The sequence below is a fragment of the Yersinia entomophaga genome, assembly GCF_001656035.1.
Classification (GTDB): domain Bacteria; phylum Pseudomonadota; class Gammaproteobacteria; order Enterobacterales; family Enterobacteriaceae; genus Yersinia; species Yersinia entomophaga.
This window is the reverse complement of the sequence record NZ_CP010029.1, coordinates 57,558-78,927: the sequence shown is the minus strand read 5'-3', so window position 1 is coordinate 78,927 and position 21,370 is coordinate 57,558. Positions and strand designations below refer to the sequence as shown.

The following is a 21,370-nucleotide window of genomic DNA, read 5'->3' as shown; positions in this document are numbered from 1 at the left end:
GCTTACCAGCATTAGTTTTATCAATACTTCTTGCTATCCGTCACTATTTTGACGCAACAGGCTGTGCGCCAAAGGCCGGATTTTGCAACGCAATGGCTAAAACATCATCAATGCGCTTAACCGGATGAATCTCCAGATCGGCGATAACGTTGTCTGGAATCTCTTCCAAATCACGTTTGTTCTCATCTGGGATCAGTACCACTTTGATACCACCACGATGAGCTGCCAGCAGTTTTTCTTTCAATCCACCGATAGGCAATACCAAACCACGCAGCGTAATTTCACCCGTCATGGCGACGTCGGCGCGCACAGGGTTACCCGTCAGGCAGGAGACCAACGCAGTACACATTGCGATACCTGCACTTGGGCCATCTTTCGGCGTAGCGCCTTCAGGTACGTGAACGTGAATATCACGTTTTTCGTAGAAATCAGGGTTAATCCCCAATTTATCCGCACGAGCACGAACGACTGTCAGCGCAGCCTGAATGGATTCCTGCATGACTTCACCCAGAGAGCCGGTATAGGTCAATTTGCCTTTACCCGGAACACAGGCGGTTTCAATAGTCAGCAGATCGCCACCCACTTCGGTCCATGCCAGACCCGTTACCTGACCAACGCGGTTTTCAGTATCGGCGCGACCATAGTCAACCTTCTGAACACCCAAGAAATCCTTCAGGTTATCCCCGTTGATTTCGATGTGTTTAACCGTTTTATCCATTAGCAGATTTTTTACTGCTTTGCGGCACAGTTTGGAAATTTCACGTTCCAGACTACGTACCCCAGCTTCGCGGGTGTAATAACGGATAATGCTAATAATCGCGCTGTCATCAATAGTCAGCTCGCCTTTCTTAATGGCATTACGCTCGAACTGTTTTGGTAGCAGGTGCTGTTTAGCAATGTTGAGTTTTTCATCTTCGGTATAACCAGACAGACGAATCACTTCCATACGATCCAGCAACGGTGCTGGGATATTCATGGAGTTGGAGGTCGCCACAAACATCACATCGGACAAATCGTAGTCCACTTCCAGATAGTGGTCGTTAAACGCCACGTTTTGCTCTGGATCCAGCACCTCCAGCAACGCTGACGCCGGATCGCCGCGCATATCGGACGCCATTTTATCGATCTCATCCAACAGGAAGAGTGGGTTTTTCACACCCACCTTCGCCATTTTCTGGATCAATTTACCTGGCATAGAACCGATATAGGTACGACGGTGGCCACGAATTTCCGCTTCGTCACGCACGCCGCCCAACGCCATACGGACGTACTGACGCCCGGTCGCTTTGGCAATAGATTGCCCCAGAGAGGTTTTACCCACGCCCGGAGGCCCTACCAGGCAAAGGATTGGGCCTTTGATTTTGCTGACTCGGCTCTGAACCGCAAGATACTCAAGGATGCGGTCTTTCACGCGCTCCAAACCATAATGGTCGGTATCCAACACTTCCTGCGCCTTGACCAAGTCTTTTTTAACTTTGCTACGGCTGTTCCACGGAACCTGCAACATCCAATCGATATAACCGCGCACTACGGTAGCTTCCGCAGACATCGGCGACATCATTTTCAGTTTTTGCAGCTCAGCTTCGGTTTTTTCACGCGCGTCTTTCGGCATTTTCGCCGCTTCGATTTTGCGTTTCAGCGCTTCGTGTTCATCCGGCGCATCGTCCATTTCACCCAGTTCTTTCTGAATAGCTTTCATTTGCTCATTCAGATAGTACTCACGCTGGCTCTTTTCCATCTGCTTTTTAACGCGGTTACGGATACGCTTCTCAACCTGTAACAGATCGATTTCCGACTCCATCATTGCCATCAGATATTCAAGACGTTCGGTAATGTCGAACATTTCCAACACTGCTTGTTTATCATTCAATTTCAATGGCATATGTGCAGCAATGGTATCCGCCAGACGTGCAGCGTCTTCAATGCTATGCAGGGAGGTCAGGACTTCCGGTGGGATTTTTTTATTCAGTTTGATATAGCCTTCAAACTGATTAATTGCCGTGCGCACCAGTACTTCCTGCTCACGCTCATCGATTGCAGGTGATTCCAGGTATTCGGCCTGGGCAGCGAAATGCTCTCCGCTGTCAGACAGAGTGGTAATGCGCACACGCTGTAACCCTTCGACCAGTACTTTGACTGTGCCATCAGGCAATTTCAGCATTTGCAAAATAGAGGCAACGGTGCCAACAGAAAACAGATCGTTGATACCAGGCTCATCCGTCGACGCTTCTTTCTGTGCAACCAACATGATTTTTTTATCATGTTCCATTGCAGCTTCCAGGCACCGAATCGACTTCTCCCGGCCAACAAACAGTGGGATCACCATATGCGGGTAAACCACTACATCGCGCAGAGGCAATACAGGGATTTCTATGCGTTCGGAACGCTCAGGGTTCATAGAGCTCTCTCTTATGTTTAGCTTCCGCCAGATTTCAGGAAATCTCGTGAAACACGGGAGGTCACGAGTTTCACTAAATAGGTTATTGAGTATATGGGGACGAATGTCTTACATTCAACGATAACAATGCGAGGAAAAAGAAATGGGGGATAAAATCCCCCATTATCTTACTAACTGTCTGGATTATTTGGCTAATTATTCGCCAGAAGCTTGCGCTTCAGGCTGGCCGTAAATCAGCAGCGGTGCAGATTGACCGGCGATAACTGATTCATCAACAACCACTTTATCCACACTTTCCAAAGATGGCAGATCGTACATGGTGTCCAGTAAAGCCGCTTCTACGATAGAACGCAGGCCACGAGCACCGGTTTTACGCGCCATTGCCTTTTTAGCAATCGCCGTCAGAGCTTCATCGCGGAATTCCAGCTCAACGCCTTCCAGATTGAACAACGCCTGATACTGCTTGGTCAGGGCGTTTTTCGGCTCTTTCAGAATCTGAATCAGGGCGTCTTCGCTCAATTCACTCAAGGTAGCAACAACGGGCAAACGACCAATGAATTCAGGAATTAACCCGAACTTGATCAAATCTTCTGGCTCAGCCTGTCTTAGCAATTCGCCTTCGGTTGCTTTCTCGGATTTTCCTTTTACCGTTGCGCCAAAACCAATACCGGTACCGGTATTCAGACGCTGCCCGATAACTTTATCCAGACCAGCAAATGCGCCGCCACAGATAAACAGAATCTTCGAGGTATCAACCTGCAGGAACTCCTGCTGCGGATGTTTGCGTCCACCCTGTGGCGGTACGGCAGCAATAGTACCTTCGATCAGTTTCAGCAAGGCTTGCTGTACGCCTTCACCTGATACGTCACGGGTAATTGACGGGTTGTCCGATTTACGAGAAATCTTATCAATTTCATCGATATAGACAATACCGCGCTGCGCTTTCTGCACATCGTAATCGCATTTCTGCAACAGTTTCTGGATGATGTTTTCGACGTCTTCACCCACGTAACCGGCTTCGGTTAGCGTCGTCGCATCGGCCATGGTGAATGGCACATCCAGGAAACGAGCCAGCGTTTCCGCCAACAGTGTTTTACCGCTACCCGTTGGACCGATTAGCAAAATGTTACTTTTGCCCAGCTCAATGCCGTTGCTGGTATCACCGTTACGCAGACGCTTGTAATGGTTATAAACCGCAACCGCCAACACTTTTTTCGCTGGTTCCTGCCCGATGACATAATCATCCAGATGGCGACGGATTTCATGCGGTGTTGGCAATGAGCTACGCTCCCGATGCGGGGCGACCTCTTTAATCTCTTCGCGAATAATGTCGTTGCACAAATCGACACATTCATCGCAGATATACACTGACGGCCCGGCAATCAGCTTACGCACTTCATGCTGGCTTTTGCCGCAGAAAGAGCAATACAGCAGCTTTCCTGAACCGTCTTTGCGCTTATCTGTCATCAGTAAACCTCTTCTTTAGTATCTGCCGTCACTAACAACAGGACGGCAGGGAGACTATTCTCGTTACTTCTGGACGTCACGTCTTTATCAAACGGACTGCCGGCACCTTAGCGTGCTAAAAGACTAAACTTTTCCAATTATAGTCTATCGGCGCACAGAAATACGCTGTTAGTCACGGCGGTTGAATATCTCATCGACCAATCCATATTCTACAGCCTCGGCCGCAGACAGGAAACGGTCACGCTCCGTGTCTCTCTCTATTTCTTCGAGAGGTTTCCCCGTATGTTTCGCCATCAGTTCGTTCATACGGGATTTCACTTTCAGGATTTCTTTCGCATGAATCTCGATGTCGGTCGCTTGCCCCTGGAATCCGCCCAGCGGCTGGTGAATCATCACCCGCGAGTTTGGCAGACAGAAACGCTTCCCTTTCGCACCAGCGGTCAGCAAGAATGCGCCCATGGAACATGCCTGGCCCATACAAATGGTGCTGACATCCGGTTTGATGAACTGCATGGTGTCATAGATAGACATACCCGCAGTGATCACCCCGCCCGGTGAGTTAATATAAAGGAAGATATCTTTTTCCGGGTTTTCGGCTTCCAAAAACAGCATTTGTGCCGTAATCAGGTTGGCCATGTGATCTTCAACCTGGCCGGTTAGGAAGATAATGCGCTCTTTCAGCAGACGGGAGAAGATATCGTAAGAACGTTCCCCACGTGAAGTCTGCTCAATCACCATCGGCACCAGAGCCATGTTAGGTGCAAATTGATCTCGTTCGCCACTGTATGACATTACCATCTCCTAATAGAATTTACTTTGGCGCCATTAATAACCGATTCTACTTGAGATAAGCAATGATGACCATGATAAGCAGTAGGTCGTCCCAGACATATCCAGCGGTGATAATCAGCCAACGCAAGGAAAGATAGAACATAAAGTCTGTAATAGTAATTGGGGGAAGGATACTGTTTTTCAAGCCCCATACCTTTTATTGTCTCAACGCCCCTTTCTCACCTCACGCGTTTTTTAGACGCTCGCTACGGATTTAATTCAGCACTTTCTTTTATTTTTTTAATATAGCCCAGTTTGACGGGAACCATAGCCGAGAATTTGTTGTTTTTATCGTGTAAATCAAGAAGAAAAAAGCCCGTAGCCAAAGGCGACGGGCTTGAGAAGTCAAAACGCCAAGTCAAAGATACTTAACGTTATGCGCTAAAAAACATTACGCTGCAGTGGTCTGATTCATCAGCTCGCTGAAGGTAGTTGGTTTTTCGGTTACCTTGGCTTTAGCCAGCAGTGTTTCTACCGCTTGTTCTTCCAGAGCAACGTTACGCATGTTGTTCATCAGCTCTTTGTTTTTGCTGTAGAACTCGATAACTTCTTGCGGATCTTCGTAGGCAGAAGCCATTTCTTCGATCAGCGCTTTAACGCGGTCTTCGTCAGCTTTCAGCTCGTGCTGGCTGATCACTTCGCCCAACAGTAGGCCAACAACAACGCGACGTTTAGCTTGTTCTTCGAACAGTTCACGTGGCAGTTCAGCAGCTTGTTTCTCGTTGCCACCGAAACGCTGTGCAGCCTGGCGACGCAGAACGTCGATTTCGCTGTCGATCAAAGCAACTGGAACGTCGATTTCGTTAGCGCTAACTAAACCGTCGATTGCCTGAGTTTTAACACGGTTACGCACTGCGCCTTTCAGCTCGCGTTCCATGTTTTTACGTACTTCAGCGCGCAGACCTTCGATAGAACCATCAGCCACGCCGAAACGTTTGATGAATTCTTCAGTCAGTTCTGGCAGTTCACGTTCTTCAACTTTCTTCAGAACGATAGCGAACTTGGCTGATTTACCTTTCAGGTTTTCAGCGTGGTAATCTTCTGGGAAGTTCACGTCGATAGTGAATTCTTCGCCCGCTTTATGGCCCACAACGCCGTCTTCAAAGCCTGGGATCATGCGGTTCTGGCCCATAGCCAGTACGAAATCAGTTGCTTTGCCGCCTTCAAACTCTTCGCCGTCGATAGAACCGGTGAAGTCCAGAGTCACGCGATCTTCTGCTGTAGCAGCGCCATCGGTGTCTTTCCAGGTAGCTTGTTGCTTACGCAGGGTGTCCAGCATCGCATCAACGTCGGCGTCATTAACTTCAACAACCGGTTTCTCTACTTCGATTTTTTCCAGATCTTTCAGTTCAACTTCTGGATAAACTTCGAATTCAACAGAGAAAGTGAAATCTTCGCCTTCTTTGTATTCGCCCGGTGCGTAGCTTGGTGCGCCAGCCGGGTTGATTTTTTCTTTGATGATCGCGTCAACAAAGTTGCGTTGCATCAGATCGCCCAGTACATCCTGACGAACGGACGCGCCGTAACGCTGTTCAACGATGTTCATCGGCACGTGGCCTTTACGGAAACCGTCAATGCGAACATTTTTAGCCGCTTTCAACAGCTCGCTTTTTACTGCTTTCTCAATGCTATCAGCAGCAACAGTGATAGTTACACGGCGGCCAAGGCCTTGGGTGGTTTCAACAGAAACTTGCATCTTGTTACCTCAAAAAAATCACAGTGCTCGGTCAACTCCAGAAGCCGCTATCAAAACCCTGCCATTGTAGGAATGACACTGGCCCTGAAAACACCCTCTAAGAACCGGGACGGCCGCATTACAGAACCGAGTATCCCAGATGTCAGAAGCGTCCCGAAACCATTCCGGAAAAATAAGACGCGACATTATAGCGGTGCATAGGTTTCGAGTCGAGGAAAGCGAGTGAATGTCAGCGCGCGAAAATTTACGCGGACGTCGATCCCTCGACAAAAACGCTGGCAGCGCTGTGCTAAAAATAGTGTTGTCGCCAGTTAAAAAACAAACGGCCCAAAGGCCGCCTGTGGATTTCTCTATTACTAATACCTTAAATCAGCAGAAAAGTTCCACGGAAATCAGGCAAATACCATATTTATGCCAAGGTTCCGGCACCGCGGCATGATGGAGAGTCAGGCAAGGTGTCTTGCAGACTCTCCCATTCTTTGACCGTGTAGGTATGTAATGCCAGCGCGTGGACTTCACCGGCTAATTCTTCGGACAATACGCCATAAATGGCACGATGGCGGTTTAAAAAGCGCTCACCGGCAAATTTATCGCTAACAATCACAACCTTAAAGTGGCTCTCCGAGCCTGCGGGCACATTGTGTCTGTAGCTTTCGTTTATCACTTCCAGGTGAACAGGTTCAAATGCCGCCCTGAGTTTTTCTTCTATCTTTTCGCGAATCAGAATCATAAAGATCTCCTTACTGCACCGGCAGAGAACTGCACACCTTCTTACAGCAATATTAGTCGGTTTTGGCTGTTTTATAACATTCCTTTGACAATAATTCTCGGTTAAATACGCCTAACGCCGACGAAACGGCCAGAGGTTGAGGATAATCCGATTGTCACGGCAAAAGGTTATTTGTAGGGTTCCAGTATGAAAATCCGTATTTGTGGCGAATTTGTCACCATTGGGATCTTCCCCCTATCTGCGGCAGTGCTATGATGTCGCAATAATATTGCAGCTATCCCGCTCAGTTTATTAAAAATTCCATAACTCTCGAGAAAGTGAACATGCTAAAGAAAATTCTTTTCCCGCTGCTGGCCGCGTTGATGCTGGCGGGTTGCGCCACCAACAGCAATACGCTTGAAGTCACGCCGAAAATCGTATTGCCACCGCAAGATCCCACCTTGATGGGAATTACCATCAGTATCAACGGTGCCGATCAGCGTCAGGATTCCGCGCTGGCCAAAGTCAACCGCGATGGCAAATTGGTGGTATTAACGCCATCTCGCGACCTGCGCTTCCTGTTGCAGGAAGTGCTGGAAAAACAAATGACTGCCCGTGGCTATATGATTGGTACCGGCGGCCCGGTTGATCTGCAAATCGTAGTTAACCAACTGTTCGCCAACGTGCAGGAAGGTAATCTGCGCTACAACATCACGACCAAGGCTGATATCTCCATCACAGCTCAGGCGCAAAATGGTAACAAACAGGTTAAGAACTACCGTTCTACCTATAATGTCCAGGGCGCATTTACCGCAACCAATGCCAAAATAACTGAAGCAGTGAATACCGTGCTCAGTGACGTTATTGCGGATATGGCTCAAGACACCAGCGTTAACAGCTTTATCAAACAAAACGCACGTTAATCTGTTGTTTGCTTAACTTTGCTCTGCCCTGAATCGGGGCAGAGCACGTAGGTTTCTTATGTCCAGTCGCTATTCAAACCTGTTTACACAGCGTAATTCGCTCATTCTTTTATTACTGGGGTTTGCCTCCGGTCTTCCTTTGGCTCTGACGTCCGGCACGCTGCAAGCCTGGATGACGGTGGAGCAAGTTGATCTGAAAACCATCGGTATTTTCTCTCTGGTCGGTCAGGCTTACGTCTTCAAGTTCTTGTGGTCCCCATTGATGGACCGCTACACCCCTTCTTTCCTTGGTCGTCGCCGCGGTTGGTTACTGGTGAGCCAGCTATTATTAATAGTGGCTATCATCGTAATGGGCTTTATGGAGCCGGCGAAGCATTTATGGTGGCTGGCAGCGATTGCGGTATTGGTCGCCTTCTGCTCGGCGTCTCAAGACATTGTTTTTGATGCCTATAAAACCGATTTGCTTAGTGCAGAAGAACGGGGAACCGGCGCCGCAGTTTCGGTTTTGGGTTATCGGCTGGCCATGTTGGTTTCCGGCGGTTTGGCGCTATGGATTGCGGACCGTTATCTCGGCTGGCAGTCAACCTATTGGTTAATGGCTGGTTTGATGGTTATCGGGGTGGTTGCTACTCTGATGGCTCCTGAACCGGATGCCCCCGCCGCCGCACCTAAAACGCTGGAACAGGCAATTGTTGCCCCGCTGCGCGATTTCTTTGGCCGTAATAACGCTTGGCTGATTTTACTGCTGATCGTGCTTTATAAAATGGGCGATGCTTTCGCCGCTAGCCTGAGTACGCCGTTTCTGATTCGTGGGCTAGGTTTCAACGCCGGTGACGTCGGCCTGGTCAATAAAACCCTAGGTCTGTTAGCGACGATTATCGGTGCTTTGTATGGCGGTTTGCTTATGCAACGCCTCAGCTTATTCCGCGCCCTGATGATTTTCGGCATCTTGCAGGCGGTTTCCAATCTGGGCTATTGGATTCTATCGGTGACAGACAAGAATATCTTCACCATGGGGAGCGCCATTTTTCTGGAGAACATCTGTGGCGGCATGGGTACCGCAGCCTTTGTGGCGCTTTTGATGACGCTGTGCAATAAGTCGTTTTCCGCCACTCAGTTTGCCTTATTGTCAGCACTGTCTGCGGTTGGTCGCGTGTATGTCGGCCCGGTTGCAGGCTGGTTTGTAGAAACTAACGGCTGGTCGATATTTTATCTGTTCTCCATCGCCGCCGCCGTTCCGGGCCTGATATTACTCTATATCTGCCGCCATACCCTTGAATTCACGCAAAAAACCGATGAATTCATGCCTCGAACCGAATTTAAAAATGGTTATCGCTGGGCCTTACGCTTTTTAACCATCGGTTGTTTATTATTGGCCGCGTGGCTGGTGCTATTAATCAGCAATGCCTGGGGATGGACCGCAGCGCCAGAAGTGGCCGATGTGCTGCTATTACGAGGGATTCAACTCAGTATTGTTGGAATGATACTGGGTGGAGCGCTGGATTATCTGGCACTGCGTCGCGCCCGCTTGACTTAAGACGACACGTTGCTTCACCAATAGCCGGTATTCTATTACCGGCTTTTTTATACGTAAAAGTTAGTCAACTGGGTATACACCCGACAAAACCACAATCATGATCACATTATTAAGCAACTAATCAGAAATATTATTCTTAAAATGAGATTCAAATCACCCTCAGGTCTTTAACCTTTTGTGCTGTCAGACTATGATGTGCGCACTTTTTATTAAGGACATATGTCCTTTTATTTCCCCTGACACCTTTTAACAATAATTGAGGCTTTTATGCGTAAAATTCTCGTTGGCGCCATCGCGCTAACTGCGGTCACTCTGGCTCCTTCTGCGCAAGCTGAATACCAATGGGGTTTCGGCAATATCAGCATGAACTACCTGGATTGGACGAAGAGCACTACGCATAAATCCGGTGGTTCATCTCATAAAGATGACTTTGCCTATATTGAATTAGAGGGCGGCGCAGGTTTTAGCTGGGGTGAAGTTTACGGCTTCTTCGATTTAGAAAACCCGTTCAACTCCAAAACTGCTCAGCCGGGCGATAACCAGCGTTACACCTTTAAAACCACTGGCCGCTACTATTTAGGCGACACCGGTTTTAACCTATACGGCCACGTTTATGGCACCTACTCTCTGCCAGCTGCTGAAGGCAACAACTACAGCAACTTCCACGAAGTGAATACCCTGTACGGTATCGGCTATAACACCACCATTGCTGGCGTATGGATGAAGCCTTTCGTTGCGCTGCACTACGTTGACCAAACTTATTACTCAGGTAATAACGGTTATGTTGTTGGTTGGGTTGCTGGCTACGATTTCACCGCTTTCGATGAGAAATTCAGCATTACTAACTGGAACGAGCTGGAATTTAACCGTGCAGAACGCTATGCGGCAGGTAACGGCGGTCGTAACGGGGTGAACGGTGCTATTGCACTGTGGTGGACACCAATGAAACAATTCACCACTGGTATTCAGTATCGTTATGCTTATAACAAGCTGGGCGAAGACTTTTTACAAGACGGTATCGTTTACTCAATTAAATATAATTTCTAACTAAATGATTCCGGGGAAACCATTTTGGTTACCCCGGAATATATTTTAATTCACTTTTAAGATACATATTATTTACATAAAATCGTAAATAAACTCCTCCCAAATCTGTATTTCCCGACAATAAAATCCTGCTTGGCATTGTTTTTCCTTAATATAGTTAGCTTTTAGTTACGCTTGTTAATTAACTCTTGCGCCAACATATTGTTGCAATTAGAAAATTATCAAAGAGAGCAACATCTGTGACCCCCTTAACATAAAGTGTCAACAAGCCGCTGACACAACCTTAAGCGTGTTTACAGTCCTGCAACCTTCCCGTAAAATGCCCGCACACCTGAAACGACAATAGAGCCCTTTGTAATTGAGGTCGTTAGATGAGACTTAAGAAATACATTAAAAATATTGGGATGTTGTCTTTATTTGCAGCCACGGTAACACTCGCTGGTTGCGATATGGTATTGATGAACCCTAAAGGCACAATCGGACTCGAACAAAAAACGCTGATACTCACCGCTATCGGTTTAATGTTGATCGTAGTAGTTCCGGTTATTTTTATGGCGTTTGCCTTTGCGTGGAAGTTCCGTGCTTCCAACAAAAATGCAACCTATACCCCGAACTGGTCCCACTCCAACAAAATTGAGCTTGTTGTATGGGCTGTACCAATCATTATCATTGCTATTCTGGCAACGATAACCTGGAAAACTTCTCACGAACTTGATCCGTTCAAACCTTTGGTTGTCGAAGGTAAAGAACCGATCACTATTGAAGTGGTTTCTTTGGACTGGAAGTGGCTGTTTATCTATCCAGAACAAGGTATTGCCACCGTCAATGAAATCGCCTTCCCTACTGATGTTCCCGTGAACTTTAAGATCACATCCAACTCAGTGATGAATTCGTTCTTTATTCCTCAGTTAGGCGGACAAATTTACGCGATGGCCGGGATGCAAACCAAACTGCATCTGATTGCCAATGAAGCCGGTAAATACAACGGTATTTCCAGTAGTTTCAGCGGTAAAGGCTTCTCTGGTATGAAATTCACTGCGATCGCTACGCCGACTCAGGGTGATTTCGATCAGTGGGTCGCGCAGGTGAAAAAATCGCCAAACACCCTGAATACCACTGCTGATTTCGATAAATTGGCTGAGCCGAGCGAAAATAACCCGGTTGAGTATTTCTCCAGCGTTAAGCCGGAGCTGTTTAAAGAAACGATTGGCAAATTTATGGGCGATATGAACATGCACAAGAGCGATGACATGCATAAAGGCATGGACATGAGCAAAGGCATGGAAATGGGCGACCACTCTCACGCCGGAGCCGAGGAATAAACGATGTTGGGAAAATTAACACTTGATGCGGTTCCGTTACACGAACCAATCATAATGGTTACCGTTGCTGCAATTATTCTAGGCGGTCTGGCATTAGTTGCCGCCCTGACTTATTTCGGCAAATGGAAATGGTTGTGGAGCGAATGGTTGACCTCCGTTGACCATAAGAAAATCGGTATCATGTACATTCTGGTAGCGATGGTCATGCTGTTGCGTGGCTTTGCCGATGCCATCATGATGCGAAGCCAGCAAGCGCTTGCTTCGGCTGGCGAGGCAGGATTCCTGCCACCTCATCACTATGACCAGATATTTACCGCCCACGGCGTAATCATGATCTTCTTCATGGCGATGCCTTTCGTGGTGGGTCTGATGAACATCGTCGTACCATTGCAAATTGGTGCTCGCGACGTTGCCTTCCCGTTCCTGAACTCCCTAAGTTTCTGGTTCTTCGTCGTCGGGGTGGTGTTGATCAACATCTCTCTGGGAGTCGGTGAATTTGCTCAGACTGGCTGGTTGGCGTATCCGCCGCTGTCAGGCATTGAGTACAATCCGGGCGTTGGCGTCGATTACTGGATATGGAGTCTACAGATTTCAGGTCTGGGTACCTTGTTGACCGGTGTTAACTTCTTCGCGACTATTCTTAAGATGCGTGCTCCTGGCATGTCCATGATGAAGATGCCTGTCTTCACCTGGGCGGCTTTCTGTACCAACATCTTGATTATCGTTTCTTTCCCGATTTTGACCGTAACCGTTGCGTTACTGACTCTTGATCGTTACATGGGCACCCATTTCTTTACCAATGATATGGGCGGCAACATGATGATGTACATTAACCTGATTTGGGCTTGGGGCCATCCGGAAGTGTATATCCTGGTTCTGCCGGTATTCGGTGTGTTCTCCGAAGTCACGGCGACCTTCTCGAAGAAACGTCTGTTCGGTTATACCTCATTAGTATGGGCAACCATTGCCATTACCGTTCTGTCGTTTATCGTTTGGCTGCACCATTTCTTTACCATGGGTTCAGGTGCCAACGTAAACGCCTTCTTCGGTATTGCTACCATGATTATTTCCATCCCGACCGGGGTGAAAATCTTCAACTGGCTGTTCACCATGTATCAAGGCCGTATCCAGTTCAACTCTGCGATGCTGTGGACCGTTGGCTTTATCATCACCTTCTCCATCGGTGGGATGACCGGCGTTCTGTTAGCCGTACCGGGTGCGAACTTCGTACTGCATAACAGTCTGTTCCTGATTGCTCACTTCCATAACGTGATCATCGGCGGCGTAGTATTCGGTTGCTTCGCAGGTCTGACTTACTGGTTCCCTAAATCTTTCGGCTTCACGCTGAATGAAACCTGGGGCAAACGTGCGTTCTGGTTCTGGATTATCGGTTTCTTCGTAGCCTTTATGCCGCTGTACGTTCTGGGCTTTATGGGTATGACCCGTCGTTTAAGCCAGGATATTAACCCTGAATTCCACCCGATGTTGATGGTGGCAGCAGGCGGTGCAGTACTGATTGCCTGCGGTATTCTGTGTCAGGTTATTCAGGTCTTCGTCAGTGTGCGTGACCGTGAACAAAACCGCGATCTGACCGGTGACCCGTGGGATGCACGTACGCTGGAATGGTCTACCTCTTCCCCACCTCCGTTCTATAACTTCGCCGTAGTGCCTGAAGTTGTTGACCGTGATGAATTCTGGGACATGAAAGAGAAAGGCGAAGCTTACAAGCGTCCGGCTAAATATGAAGAGATCCACATGCCGAAGAATACCGGCGCGGGTGTCATCATTGCAGCTTTCAGTCTGATCTTTGGCTTCGCCATGGTCTGGCACATCTGGTGGATGGCTATCGCCGGCTTCGTTGGCATGATCGTCACCTGGATCGTGAAAAGCTTCGACGAAGATGTGGATTACTATGTGCCGGCAGAAGAAGTTGAGCGCATTGAAAATCTTCACCATGAACAAATCAGAAAAGCAGGCGTGAATCATGTCAACTGAAACTCTGACTAACCACAACGTAGCCCATGCAGAGCATGGGCACCACGATGCGGGAGCCACCAAGGTCTTTGGCTTCTGGGTCTACCTGATGAGCGACTGTATTCTGTTTGCGACTTTGTTCGCAACCTATGCAGTATTGGTAAACGGGACCGCTGGCGGCCCTACAGGTAAGGACATTTTTGACCTGAACTTCGTTTTGGTCGAAACCTTCCTGCTCCTGTTTAGTAGTATTACCTATGGCATGGCCATGCTGGGTATGAACAAAGGCAACAAAAATCAGGTAAATCTCTGGTTGGGTATGACCTTCCTGTTCGGCCTGGGCTTCGTGGCGATGGAAATCTATGAATTCCATCACCTGATCGCTGAAGGCTACGGCCCGGATCGCAGTGCGTTCCTGTCTAGCTTCTTTGCGTTGGTTGCCACTCACGGTATTCACGTAACAACTGGTTTGGTTTGGATTATCATTATGATGATTCAGGTAGCGAAACGCGGCCTGAACCCTACCAATCAAACGCGCCTGATGTGCCTGAGTCTGTTCTGGCACTTCCTGGACGTGGTGTGGATCTGCGTATTCACCGTTGTTTATCTGTTAGGAGCCATGTAAATGAGTCATTCAACTACTGGTCACGGTGGAGCAAGCCACGGCAGCCTGAAGTCCTATATAATCGGCTTCGTTCTGTCAGTAATTCTGACAGTCATTCCGTTTGTCATGGTTATGCAGGGCACCGCTTCTCATACCATGATTCTGGCAACGGTTGTGACCCTTGCCGTGGTGCAGATTATCGTACACCTGGTGTACTTCCTGCATATGAATGGTAAGTCAGAAGAGCGCTGGAACCTGGTGGCGTTCCTGTTCACCGTAATGATTATCGCGATCGTTGTTGTGGGCTCGCTGTGGATTATGTACAACCTCAACATCAATATGATGGTTGACTAAAGAGCTGCATGTGATGATTAAGCAATACCTGCAAGTAACTAAACCAGGAATTATTTTCGGCAATTTAATTTCTGTCGTTGGGGGATTCCTCCTCGCCTCTAAAGGCGATATTGATTACCCCCTTTTTCTCGCCACGCTAATCGGTGTTTCGTTAGTTGTTGCCTCCGGGTGTGTATTTAACAACTATATCGACCGTGATATCGACTGCATCATGGAGAGAACGAAGAACCGGGCCTTGGTAAAAGGCCTTATCGAACCGAAGATAACCCTGATTTATGCATCGGTACTGGGTATTGCGGGCATGCTGTTGCTTTATGTGGCGGCCAATGTGTTAGCAATGGCACTGGCCGTCATAGGTTTCATTATCTATGTCGGGGTTTACAGCCTCTACATGAAGCGTAAGTCGGTATACGGCACTTTGATAGGCAGCTTGTCCGGTGCGGCTCCGCCGGTTATCGGCTACTGCGCGGTGACAGGCCAGTTTGATACCGGCGCATTGATCCTGTTATTGATCTTCAGCATCTGGCAGATGCCGCATTCCTACGCGATCGCCATATTCCGCTTTAAAGATTACCAAGCGGCGAATATTCCGGTATTGCCAGTTATAAAAGGGATATCGGTCACCAAAAACCATATCACCCTGTATATTCTGGCATTTATGGTAGCAACACTGATGCTGACTCTCAGCGGCTACGCCGGATATAAATATCTGGTAGTCGCAGCGGCAGTCAGCGTCTGGTGGTTGGGAATGGCTCTGCGTGGCTACAAAGCAACGAATGACAGCGTATGGGCGAGAAAACTCTTCGTATTCTCAATCATTGCGATTACTTCATTGAGTGTAATGATGTCTGTAGACTTCAACGTTCCGTCATCTGCTGCATTACTGACTTACGTCGGGTAAGCACACCGAAAGTTCCATGAAGCGGCCTCGCTGGTTTCCAGCCGGTCGCTTCCTCTTTTCTACCCTACCCTGTTTTATTCATACCTGATTTTGCCATCAGACTGTATATTCCTCTCGTTTTGAATACACCTATCAACCGTCTGATAAACTCTATTTTTCCGGAAGATACCCACTCTGGCTGTAATATATTCTAAACATCAATAGATTTACCGGTTGGCACTAAAATCATTACAATAGTGCAATAAGTTTTTTTGAGGTGGTAATGAACGATAACAAAATGACTCCGTTAGAGCTCCGGGCAACCTGGGGGCTGGGAACGGTTTTTTCACTGCGCATGCTCGGGATGTTCATGGTGCTGCCGGTGATCACCACCTATGGCATGGCTTTGGCCGGAGCCAGTGAAGCACTGATCGGTATTGCTATCGGTATCTACGGTCTGGCTCAGGCAATATTCCAGATTCCTTTCGGATTAATATCCGACCGTATTGGGCGTAAACCTCTGATCGTTGGCGGGTTACTGATTTTTGCGCTGGGTAGCGTGATTGCTGCCATGAGCGATTCTATTTGGGGCATTATCCTCGGCAGGGCATTACAAGGTTCTGGTGCTATTGCCGCCGCAGTGATGGCTTTGCTTTCGGATCTGACTCGCGAACAAAATCGTACTAAAGCCATGGCATTTATTGGCGTTAGCTTCGGTATTACTTTCGCTATTGCTATGGTACTCGGCCCAATCGTCACCCACGCCTATGGCCTGAATGCACTATTTTGGGGCATAGCGGTACTGGCGTTACTGGGCATCGTTATCACGTTGGCAGTGGTGCCTTCTGCGGATACCCATGTATTAAATCGCGAATCCAGCATAGTAAAAGGCAGCGTCAATAAAGTATTGAAAAACAGCCGGTTGCTAAAACTTAATTTCGGCATTATGTGCCTGCATATTCTGTTGATGTCGAGCTTTGTCGCCCTGCCTCAGGCCATGGCCAAAGCGGGCTTACTGCCCGAACAGCATTGGAAGGTTTATCTGGTGACAATGCTGGTTTCCTTCGCGGCGGTAGTACCATTTATTATTTATGCCGAAGTCAAACGCCGGATGAAACAGGTGTTTATGGGCTGTGTGGCCGTATTGCTGATCGCCGAAGTAGTGATGTGGGCATCCGGTGAACACCTGTGGGGCATTATCGCTGGTGTGCAACTCTTCTTTATTGCCTTCAATGTGATGGAGGCAATTTTGCCTTCGTTGATTAGCAAGGAGTCTCCCGCTGGCTACAAAGGTACGGCGATGGGAATTTACTCTACCAGCCAGTTTATCGGCGTAGCCATTGGCGGCAGTTTGGGCGGTTGGTTATTCGGGCTCGACGGTGCGGGAGTGGTGTTTATCGCCGGTTCGGTCATTGCTTTGGTGTGGTTTGCCGTTAGCGCAACGATGCAGGAACCTCCTTATGTCAGTAGCTTACGCATCACGCTGTCCGAATTAGCGGCTAAAGATTCGGCCTTGGAACATAAAATTAAAGCGCAGCCAGGCGTGACCGAAGCGATAGTCGTAGCGGCAGAACGCAGCGCTTATGTGAAAGTAGATATCAAGAAAACGAACCGATATCAGTTAGAACAACTGGTTAACGCTGTGTAAGAAGCATCGATGATGAGATGAGGAACAAAAGCTGTAAATGGGCATTTGTTCCTCTTTATCAATCAGCAGCCTTTATTACTGTTATCAGCAATCAGACTTTGAGCTTAGTCGCGGAAGTTATTGAACTGGAACGGTTGCCCCAAATCTGCACCGCGAACCAGTGCCATTACGCTTTGCAGATCGTCACGCGCTTTACCGGTTACGCGAACCTGTTCACCCTGAATCTGCGCCTGCACTTTCAGCTTGCTGTCTTTGATCAACTTAACCAGCTTCTTGGCCTGCGCGCTTTCAATGCCCTGCTTCAGCTTGGCATCCACGCTGTAGGTTTTGCCGCTGCGATCCATTTCTTCCGGAATCTCCAGCGCCGCACCTTCGATGCCACGTTTGCTCAGTTGCGCCCGTAGAATATCGAGCAACTGCTCCACCTGAAAATCAGATTCGCTGGCAACTTTAATACTTTCGTTTTTCTCATTTAATTCAAAACTAGCTGGGACGTTACGAAAATCCCAACGGTTTGCCAGATCGCGGGTGGCGTTTTCTACTGCGTTACGCACTTCCTGCATATCAATTTCAGAAACGATGTCGAAAGATGGCATATTCCCTCCTCCATATAAGATGAATGGCAAGCATAATAACCGCTTTATCGTCGTAGACAAAATCAAGCCGCTGGCTGTTCGCATTTTCGCCACAGAACGTAGCTAACTCAGCGTTTAATGAAGAAAAAGTCTATAATCCAAGCATAACACTTATAAATATTTAGCGCGTTTTCCGTTTACACCAGGGAGAGAGTTATGAAGATTACGGTTCTTGGTTGCGGTGCGCTCGGGCAGCTTTGGTTATCGGCTCTGTACCAACAAGGCCATGATGTTCAGGGTTGGTTGCGAGTGCCTCAACCCTACTGTTCGGTGAATGTCATCACCCTTGAAGGTGACGAATTCAATCAAAATCTGCCCACCAACGATCCGCAGCATTTAGCAGAAAGCGAGTTACTGCTGGTATGTTTGAAAGCTTGGCAAGTTTCCAGCGCGGTAACCACCCTACTGCCTAAACTCAATCCGGATTGCACGGTTTTGCTCTTGCATAACGGAATGGGTACGCAGGAAGAGTTACCGGACGCGGTAAATACTTTCCTGCACGGCGTAACGACTCATGCAGCGCGACCTGACGGCAATACCATTATCCACGTTGCCGGCGGCATATCTCATATTGGCCCCGCGATTGCCCCCGGCAAAGATGTCAGTTATCTGGCGGATATACTGCACCACGCCCTGCCGGACGTCGCATGGCACAATGATATTTCCTCCGCCTGCTGGCATAAGCTGGCGGTCAACTGCGTTATCAATCCTCTTACCGGCCTGTATGAGTGCCGAAACGGTGACCTACAGCGTTATCCTGAGCTGGTAACGCGATTATGCGCAGAAATTGCCGATGTAATGGAAATGGAAGGTTTCCATACCTCCACCGAAAGCCTGCTTTATTATGTGCAGGAAGTGATTCAAAGTACGGCTGATAACGTCTCCTCCATGCTTCAGGATTTACGTGCGCAGAGACATACAGAGATCGACTATATCACCGGCTATTTACTACGTCGGGCGCGCAGTCACGGCATGACGCTGCCGGAAAATTCACGCCTGTACGATTCGATTAAACGAAAGGAAAATGTGTATGAGCGTATCGGCACTGGTTTGCCTGGCACCTGGGAGTGAAGAAACCGAAGCGGTCACCACCATTGATGTGCTGGTACGTGGCGGCTTTGAAGTGACGACCGCAAGCGTAGCCGGTGATGGAGAGTTAGTAATTACTTGCTCTCGCGGTGTAAAACTGGTGGCAGATACGCGTCTGGTCGATGTGGCCGATCAACAATTTGACGTAGTGGTATTACCCGGCGGAATAAAAGGGGCAGAATGTTTCCGTGATAGCCCGCTGCTGGTCGAAAAAGTGCGGCAAACTCATAATGAAGGCCATCTGGTCGCAGCCATTTGCGCGGCACCGGCTTTGGTGTTAGAACACCATAACCTATTCCCCATCGGGAATATGACCGGTTATCCCGGCTTGAAAGATAAAATTTCACCGAATAAATGGATGGATCAGCGAGTGGTCTACGATCGTAGAGTCAATCTGGTTACGAGCCAAGGGCCGGCAACCTCTATCGACTTTGCATTAAAAATCATCTTTTTATTATTGGGAAGGGAAAAAGCTGAGGAAGTCGCCCGTCAGCTTATTCTGCCGCCGGGCATCTTTAATTACCGTAACTGATTCATATCGCAGCCGTTCGACGCTGAACGGCTGTTTTAACCCTAAGATTAAGCTAATGCTTCTTTATCTAAACGTACCTGCTGATCTTTGCGTTCCCGCTCCAGTTCCAGCACGCCGCGATGGGACAGATAGCAGAAGATAATGCAGCAAATAATCCCCCCCATCAGCAAGTAGAACCCGCCGTGCCAACCCACTCTATCGACCATTACGCCAAACAGGCTGGTACCCAAACTGGCTCCAAGGATATAGCTCATAAAGCCGCGTAAGCCCACCGCTGACCCTACGGCGAAGCTCGGTACGATTTCCATGGTCTGCACTGAAGCCAGGAACTGAGGCACATAAATCAGACAACCGACGATAGCCGCAAAGAAAGTCACCATCAGTAGGGAATCACACTGCCAGTAACCGATCAGGCAGATAAAGATCATCACCATACAAATCATCGCCAACGGCATTCTACGGCCGCGGAAGAATTTATCCGATAACCAACCGGCCAATAACGTAGAAGGGATTGCCGCCCATTCAAAGAACAGGAAAGCCACGCTCATTTCGCCCTTGGTGAAGTGTTTTTCAGTCAACAGATAAATCGGTAGCCAACTGATCATACCGAAACGCACCATATAAACGAAAACATCTACGAAAGACACGTACCAGGCATGCTTGTTTTTCAGTACATAAGTACAGAAAATCTGGAATGCAGACATATTTTCCGGTGCTTTCTGCCCGGCTTTAACTGGCTCAATCACCAAGGCTTCCGGCATGATTTCCTGTAACGGAGGTAAGCCTTCACTAACCGGAGAACCTTTGCCCAACAGCAATACCATTGACCCCAAAATCACCGCAATAATGGCAGGCACGATATAGCTAGCGGTTTGCCAGTGCTCACTGCCTAAAATTGCGAATGCGCCGCCGACGATAGGTGCGACCACGCCGCCGCCTACATTATGGGAAATATTCCAGATAGCCCCCACCCGGCCACGCTCACGACGCGGGAACCAGTTGGCGATAGTAATAAAGGAAGGCCCGACTCCCATTCCCTGGAAGAAACCGTTAAAGATGACTAATACGGCAAACAGCCAGAATGCGCCGCTAAACCCCAATCCTACATTGACCAAGGCGCACAGTAGCAAACCCATTGCCATATAAACTTTGGGATTGGCCTTATCCGCCAAACTACTCATGATGCCTTTACTAATACCGTAGGCAATTAACATACAGCTACTTAGCATGCCAATTTCCGTGGCGCTTAAGTGCAATTGTTCTTTTAAATAAGGTGTAGAAAGCGTGAAGTTATTCCGCACAATATAGTAGGAAAGGTAACCAATAAATATACTGAACAACGCCTGAACCCGATAACGATTATATGTAGCTATTACTTTATCGTCGGGAACTTTATGGGTTGCTATCTTGGGTTTCATAAATGAGAGCATAGTTCACCTTAAAGATTTATTATTAAATTGTTATTTAGAAAAATGGATTTCCCTGGCGTTGAAGCCAATAAGTCTGTTATCGCAGACATTGTCTGAATAAAATAAAGTGTCTGATACTACAAAGCAGTTGATAATCCCAGCGCCACTGCGTCATTATGTTTCGCAGTCAGCATGCAGCGACTGACGAATTGGTGCAACCTAAGGGATATGTTTCAAAATTGACACAACAACCCAAAATTTATGAGTCAAAATTAACTCATTTTTGTCTTTCTTTATTTTTACGCGTTAAAAAAG

18 protein-coding genes are annotated in these 21,370 nt (G+C 48.0%); 11 read left to right on the top strand and 7 right to left on the bottom strand.

What is annotated here, in order from left to right:
* Window positions 1-43: 43 nt before the first annotated feature.
* From lon to bolA, 5 genes are all read right to left on the bottom strand, one after another.
* The gene (lon, locus tag PL78_RS00460) at window positions 44-2,398 is read right to left on the bottom strand and encodes an endopeptidase La (RefSeq protein WP_049598546.1); all 2,355 of its coding nucleotides are present in this window, start codon (window positions 2,396-2,398) and stop codon (window positions 44-46) included.
* Between the two features lie 195 nt (window positions 2,399-2,593).
* Complete coding sequence (clpX, locus tag PL78_RS00455) at window positions 2,594-3,865, bottom strand: ATP-dependent protease ATP-binding subunit ClpX (protein WP_064512245.1); 1,272 nt, start codon at window positions 3,863-3,865, stop codon at window positions 2,594-2,596.
* 168 nt (window positions 3,866-4,033) lie between these two features.
* Entirely contained in the window at window positions 4,034-4,657 is a 624-nt protein-coding gene (clpP, locus tag PL78_RS00450) for an ATP-dependent Clp endopeptidase proteolytic subunit ClpP (RefSeq protein WP_049598543.1), read from the bottom strand.
* Between the two features lie 430 nt (window positions 4,658-5,087).
* Window positions 5,088-6,392, bottom strand: a complete 1,305-nt coding sequence (gene tig, locus PL78_RS00445) for a trigger factor (RefSeq protein WP_064512243.1) — start codon at window positions 6,390-6,392, stop codon at window positions 5,088-5,090.
* 409 nt (window positions 6,393-6,801) lie between these two features.
* Window positions 6,802-7,122 (bottom strand): transcriptional regulator BolA, encoded by a 321-nt coding sequence (bolA, locus tag PL78_RS00440; protein ID WP_120806381.1) that lies wholly within the window; start codon window positions 7,120-7,122, stop codon window positions 6,802-6,804.
* Window positions 7,123-7,445: 323 nt separating this feature from the next.
* Between bolA and PL78_RS00435 the strand changes: the two genes are divergently transcribed.
* From PL78_RS00435 to PL78_RS00395, 9 genes are all read left to right on the top strand, one after another.
* On the top strand, window positions 7,446-8,024 hold the full coding sequence (locus tag PL78_RS00435; protein WP_064512240.1) for a lipoprotein: 579 nt from the start codon (window positions 7,446-7,448) through the stop codon (window positions 8,022-8,024).
* Window positions 8,025-8,082: 58 nt separating this feature from the next.
* A complete protein-coding gene (ampG, locus tag PL78_RS00430) occupies window positions 8,083-9,561 on the top strand; it encodes a muropeptide MFS transporter AmpG (protein ID WP_064512238.1) in 1,479 nt (492 codons plus the stop codon).
* 267 nt (window positions 9,562-9,828) lie between these two features.
* Window positions 9,829-10,608: a nucleoside-specific channel-forming Tsx family protein gene (locus PL78_RS00425; RefSeq protein ID WP_064512237.1), complete on the top strand. Its 780-nt coding sequence runs from the start codon at window positions 9,829-9,831 to the stop codon at window positions 10,606-10,608.
* A 371-nt stretch (window positions 10,609-10,979) separates the two neighbouring features.
* On the top strand, window positions 10,980-11,930 hold the full coding sequence (cyoA, locus tag PL78_RS00420; RefSeq protein ID WP_064512235.1) for a cytochrome o ubiquinol oxidase subunit II: 951 nt from the start codon (window positions 10,980-10,982) through the stop codon (window positions 11,928-11,930).
* Window positions 11,931-11,933: 3 nt separating this feature from the next.
* Window positions 11,934-13,925: a cytochrome o ubiquinol oxidase subunit I gene (cyoB, locus tag PL78_RS00415; RefSeq protein ID WP_064512233.1), complete on the top strand. Its 1,992-nt coding sequence runs from the start codon at window positions 11,934-11,936 to the stop codon at window positions 13,923-13,925.
* Complete coding sequence (locus tag PL78_RS00410) at window positions 13,915-14,529, top strand: cytochrome o ubiquinol oxidase subunit III (RefSeq protein WP_049598534.1); 615 nt, start codon at window positions 13,915-13,917, stop codon at window positions 14,527-14,529. The genes cyoB and PL78_RS00410 overlap by 11 nt, the downstream gene beginning before the upstream one ends.
* Window positions 14,530-14,862, top strand: coding sequence for a cytochrome o ubiquinol oxidase subunit IV (locus PL78_RS00405; protein ID WP_049598532.1), 333 nt, complete (start codon window positions 14,530-14,532; stop codon window positions 14,860-14,862).
* 13 nt (window positions 14,863-14,875) lie between these two features.
* Window positions 14,876-15,763: a heme o synthase gene (cyoE, locus tag PL78_RS00400; RefSeq protein ID WP_064512231.1), complete on the top strand. Its 888-nt coding sequence runs from the start codon at window positions 14,876-14,878 to the stop codon at window positions 15,761-15,763.
* Window positions 15,764-16,025: 262 nt separating this feature from the next.
* On the top strand, window positions 16,026-17,390 hold the full coding sequence (locus tag PL78_RS00395) for an MFS transporter (RefSeq protein ID WP_064512229.1): 1,365 nt from the start codon (window positions 16,026-16,028) through the stop codon (window positions 17,388-17,390).
* 104 nt (window positions 17,391-17,494) lie between these two features.
* Here the strand turns inward: PL78_RS00395 and PL78_RS00390 are convergent, their stop codons facing one another.
* Window positions 17,495-17,986 carry a YajQ family cyclic di-GMP-binding protein gene (locus PL78_RS00390; RefSeq protein WP_064512227.1) on the bottom strand — a complete coding sequence of 164 codons (492 nt, stop codon included), beginning with the start codon at window positions 17,984-17,986 and terminating at the stop codon, window positions 17,495-17,497.
* 195 nt (window positions 17,987-18,181) lie between these two features.
* Between PL78_RS00390 and panE the strand changes: the two genes are divergently transcribed.
* A complete protein-coding gene (gene panE, locus PL78_RS00385) occupies window positions 18,182-19,096 on the top strand; it encodes a 2-dehydropantoate 2-reductase (RefSeq protein ID WP_064512225.1) in 915 nt (304 codons plus the stop codon).
* Window positions 19,056-19,646, top strand: coding sequence for a protein deglycase YajL (gene yajL / locus PL78_RS00380; protein WP_064512224.1), 591 nt, complete (start codon window positions 19,056-19,058; stop codon window positions 19,644-19,646). The genes panE and yajL overlap by 41 nt, the downstream gene beginning before the upstream one ends.
* Before the next feature lie 47 nt (window positions 19,647-19,693).
* Here the strand turns inward: yajL and pgtP are convergent, their stop codons facing one another.
* Window positions 19,694-21,076 (bottom strand): phosphoglycerate transporter PgtP, encoded by a 1,383-nt coding sequence (gene pgtP, locus PL78_RS00375; RefSeq protein ID WP_064512222.1) that lies wholly within the window; start codon window positions 21,074-21,076, stop codon window positions 19,694-19,696.
* Window positions 21,077-21,370: the final 294 nt, after the last annotated feature.

Excerpts from the sequence above, each read along its gene's own strand:
- lon (WP_049598546.1), bottom strand. The coding sequence starts at position 2,398 with ATGAACCCTGAGCGTTCCGAACGCATAGAAATCCCTGTATTGCCTCTG.
- clpX (WP_064512245.1), bottom strand. The coding sequence starts at position 3,865 with ATGACAGATAAGCGCAAAGACGGTTCAGGAAAGCTGCTGTATTGCTCT.
- clpP (WP_049598543.1), bottom strand. The coding sequence starts at position 4,657 with ATGTCATACAGTGGCGAACGAGATCAATTTGCACCTAACATGGCTCTG.
- tig (WP_064512243.1), bottom strand. The coding sequence starts at position 6,392 with ATGCAAGTTTCTGTTGAAACCACCCAAGGCCTTGGCCGCCGTGTAACT.
- bolA (WP_120806381.1), bottom strand. The coding sequence starts at position 7,122 with ATGATTCTGATTCGCGAAAAGATAGAAGAAAAACTCAGGGCGGCATTT.
- PL78_RS00435 (WP_064512240.1), top strand. The coding sequence starts at position 7,446 with ATGCTAAAGAAAATTCTTTTCCCGCTGCTGGCCGCGTTGATGCTGGCG.
- ampG (WP_064512238.1), top strand. The coding sequence starts at position 8,083 with ATGTCCAGTCGCTATTCAAACCTGTTTACACAGCGTAATTCGCTCATT.
- PL78_RS00425 (WP_064512237.1), top strand. The coding sequence starts at position 9,829 with ATGCGTAAAATTCTCGTTGGCGCCATCGCGCTAACTGCGGTCACTCTG.
- cyoA (WP_064512235.1), top strand. The coding sequence starts at position 10,980 with ATGAGACTTAAGAAATACATTAAAAATATTGGGATGTTGTCTTTATTT.
- cyoB (WP_064512233.1), top strand. The coding sequence starts at position 11,934 with ATGTTGGGAAAATTAACACTTGATGCGGTTCCGTTACACGAACCAATC.
- PL78_RS00410 (WP_049598534.1), top strand. The coding sequence starts at position 13,915 with ATGTCAACTGAAACTCTGACTAACCACAACGTAGCCCATGCAGAGCAT.
- PL78_RS00405 (WP_049598532.1), top strand. The coding sequence starts at position 14,530 with ATGAGTCATTCAACTACTGGTCACGGTGGAGCAAGCCACGGCAGCCTG.
- cyoE (WP_064512231.1), top strand. The coding sequence starts at position 14,876 with ATGATTAAGCAATACCTGCAAGTAACTAAACCAGGAATTATTTTCGGC.
- PL78_RS00395 (WP_064512229.1), top strand. The coding sequence starts at position 16,026 with ATGAACGATAACAAAATGACTCCGTTAGAGCTCCGGGCAACCTGGGGG.
- PL78_RS00390 (WP_064512227.1), bottom strand. The coding sequence starts at position 17,986 with ATGCCATCTTTCGACATCGTTTCTGAAATTGATATGCAGGAAGTGCGT.
- panE (WP_064512225.1), top strand. The coding sequence starts at position 18,182 with ATGAAGATTACGGTTCTTGGTTGCGGTGCGCTCGGGCAGCTTTGGTTA.
- yajL (WP_064512224.1), top strand. The coding sequence starts at position 19,056 with ATGAGCGTATCGGCACTGGTTTGCCTGGCACCTGGGAGTGAAGAAACC.
- pgtP (WP_064512222.1), bottom strand. The coding sequence starts at position 21,076 with ATGCTCTCATTTATGAAACCCAAGATAGCAACCCATAAAGTTCCCGAC.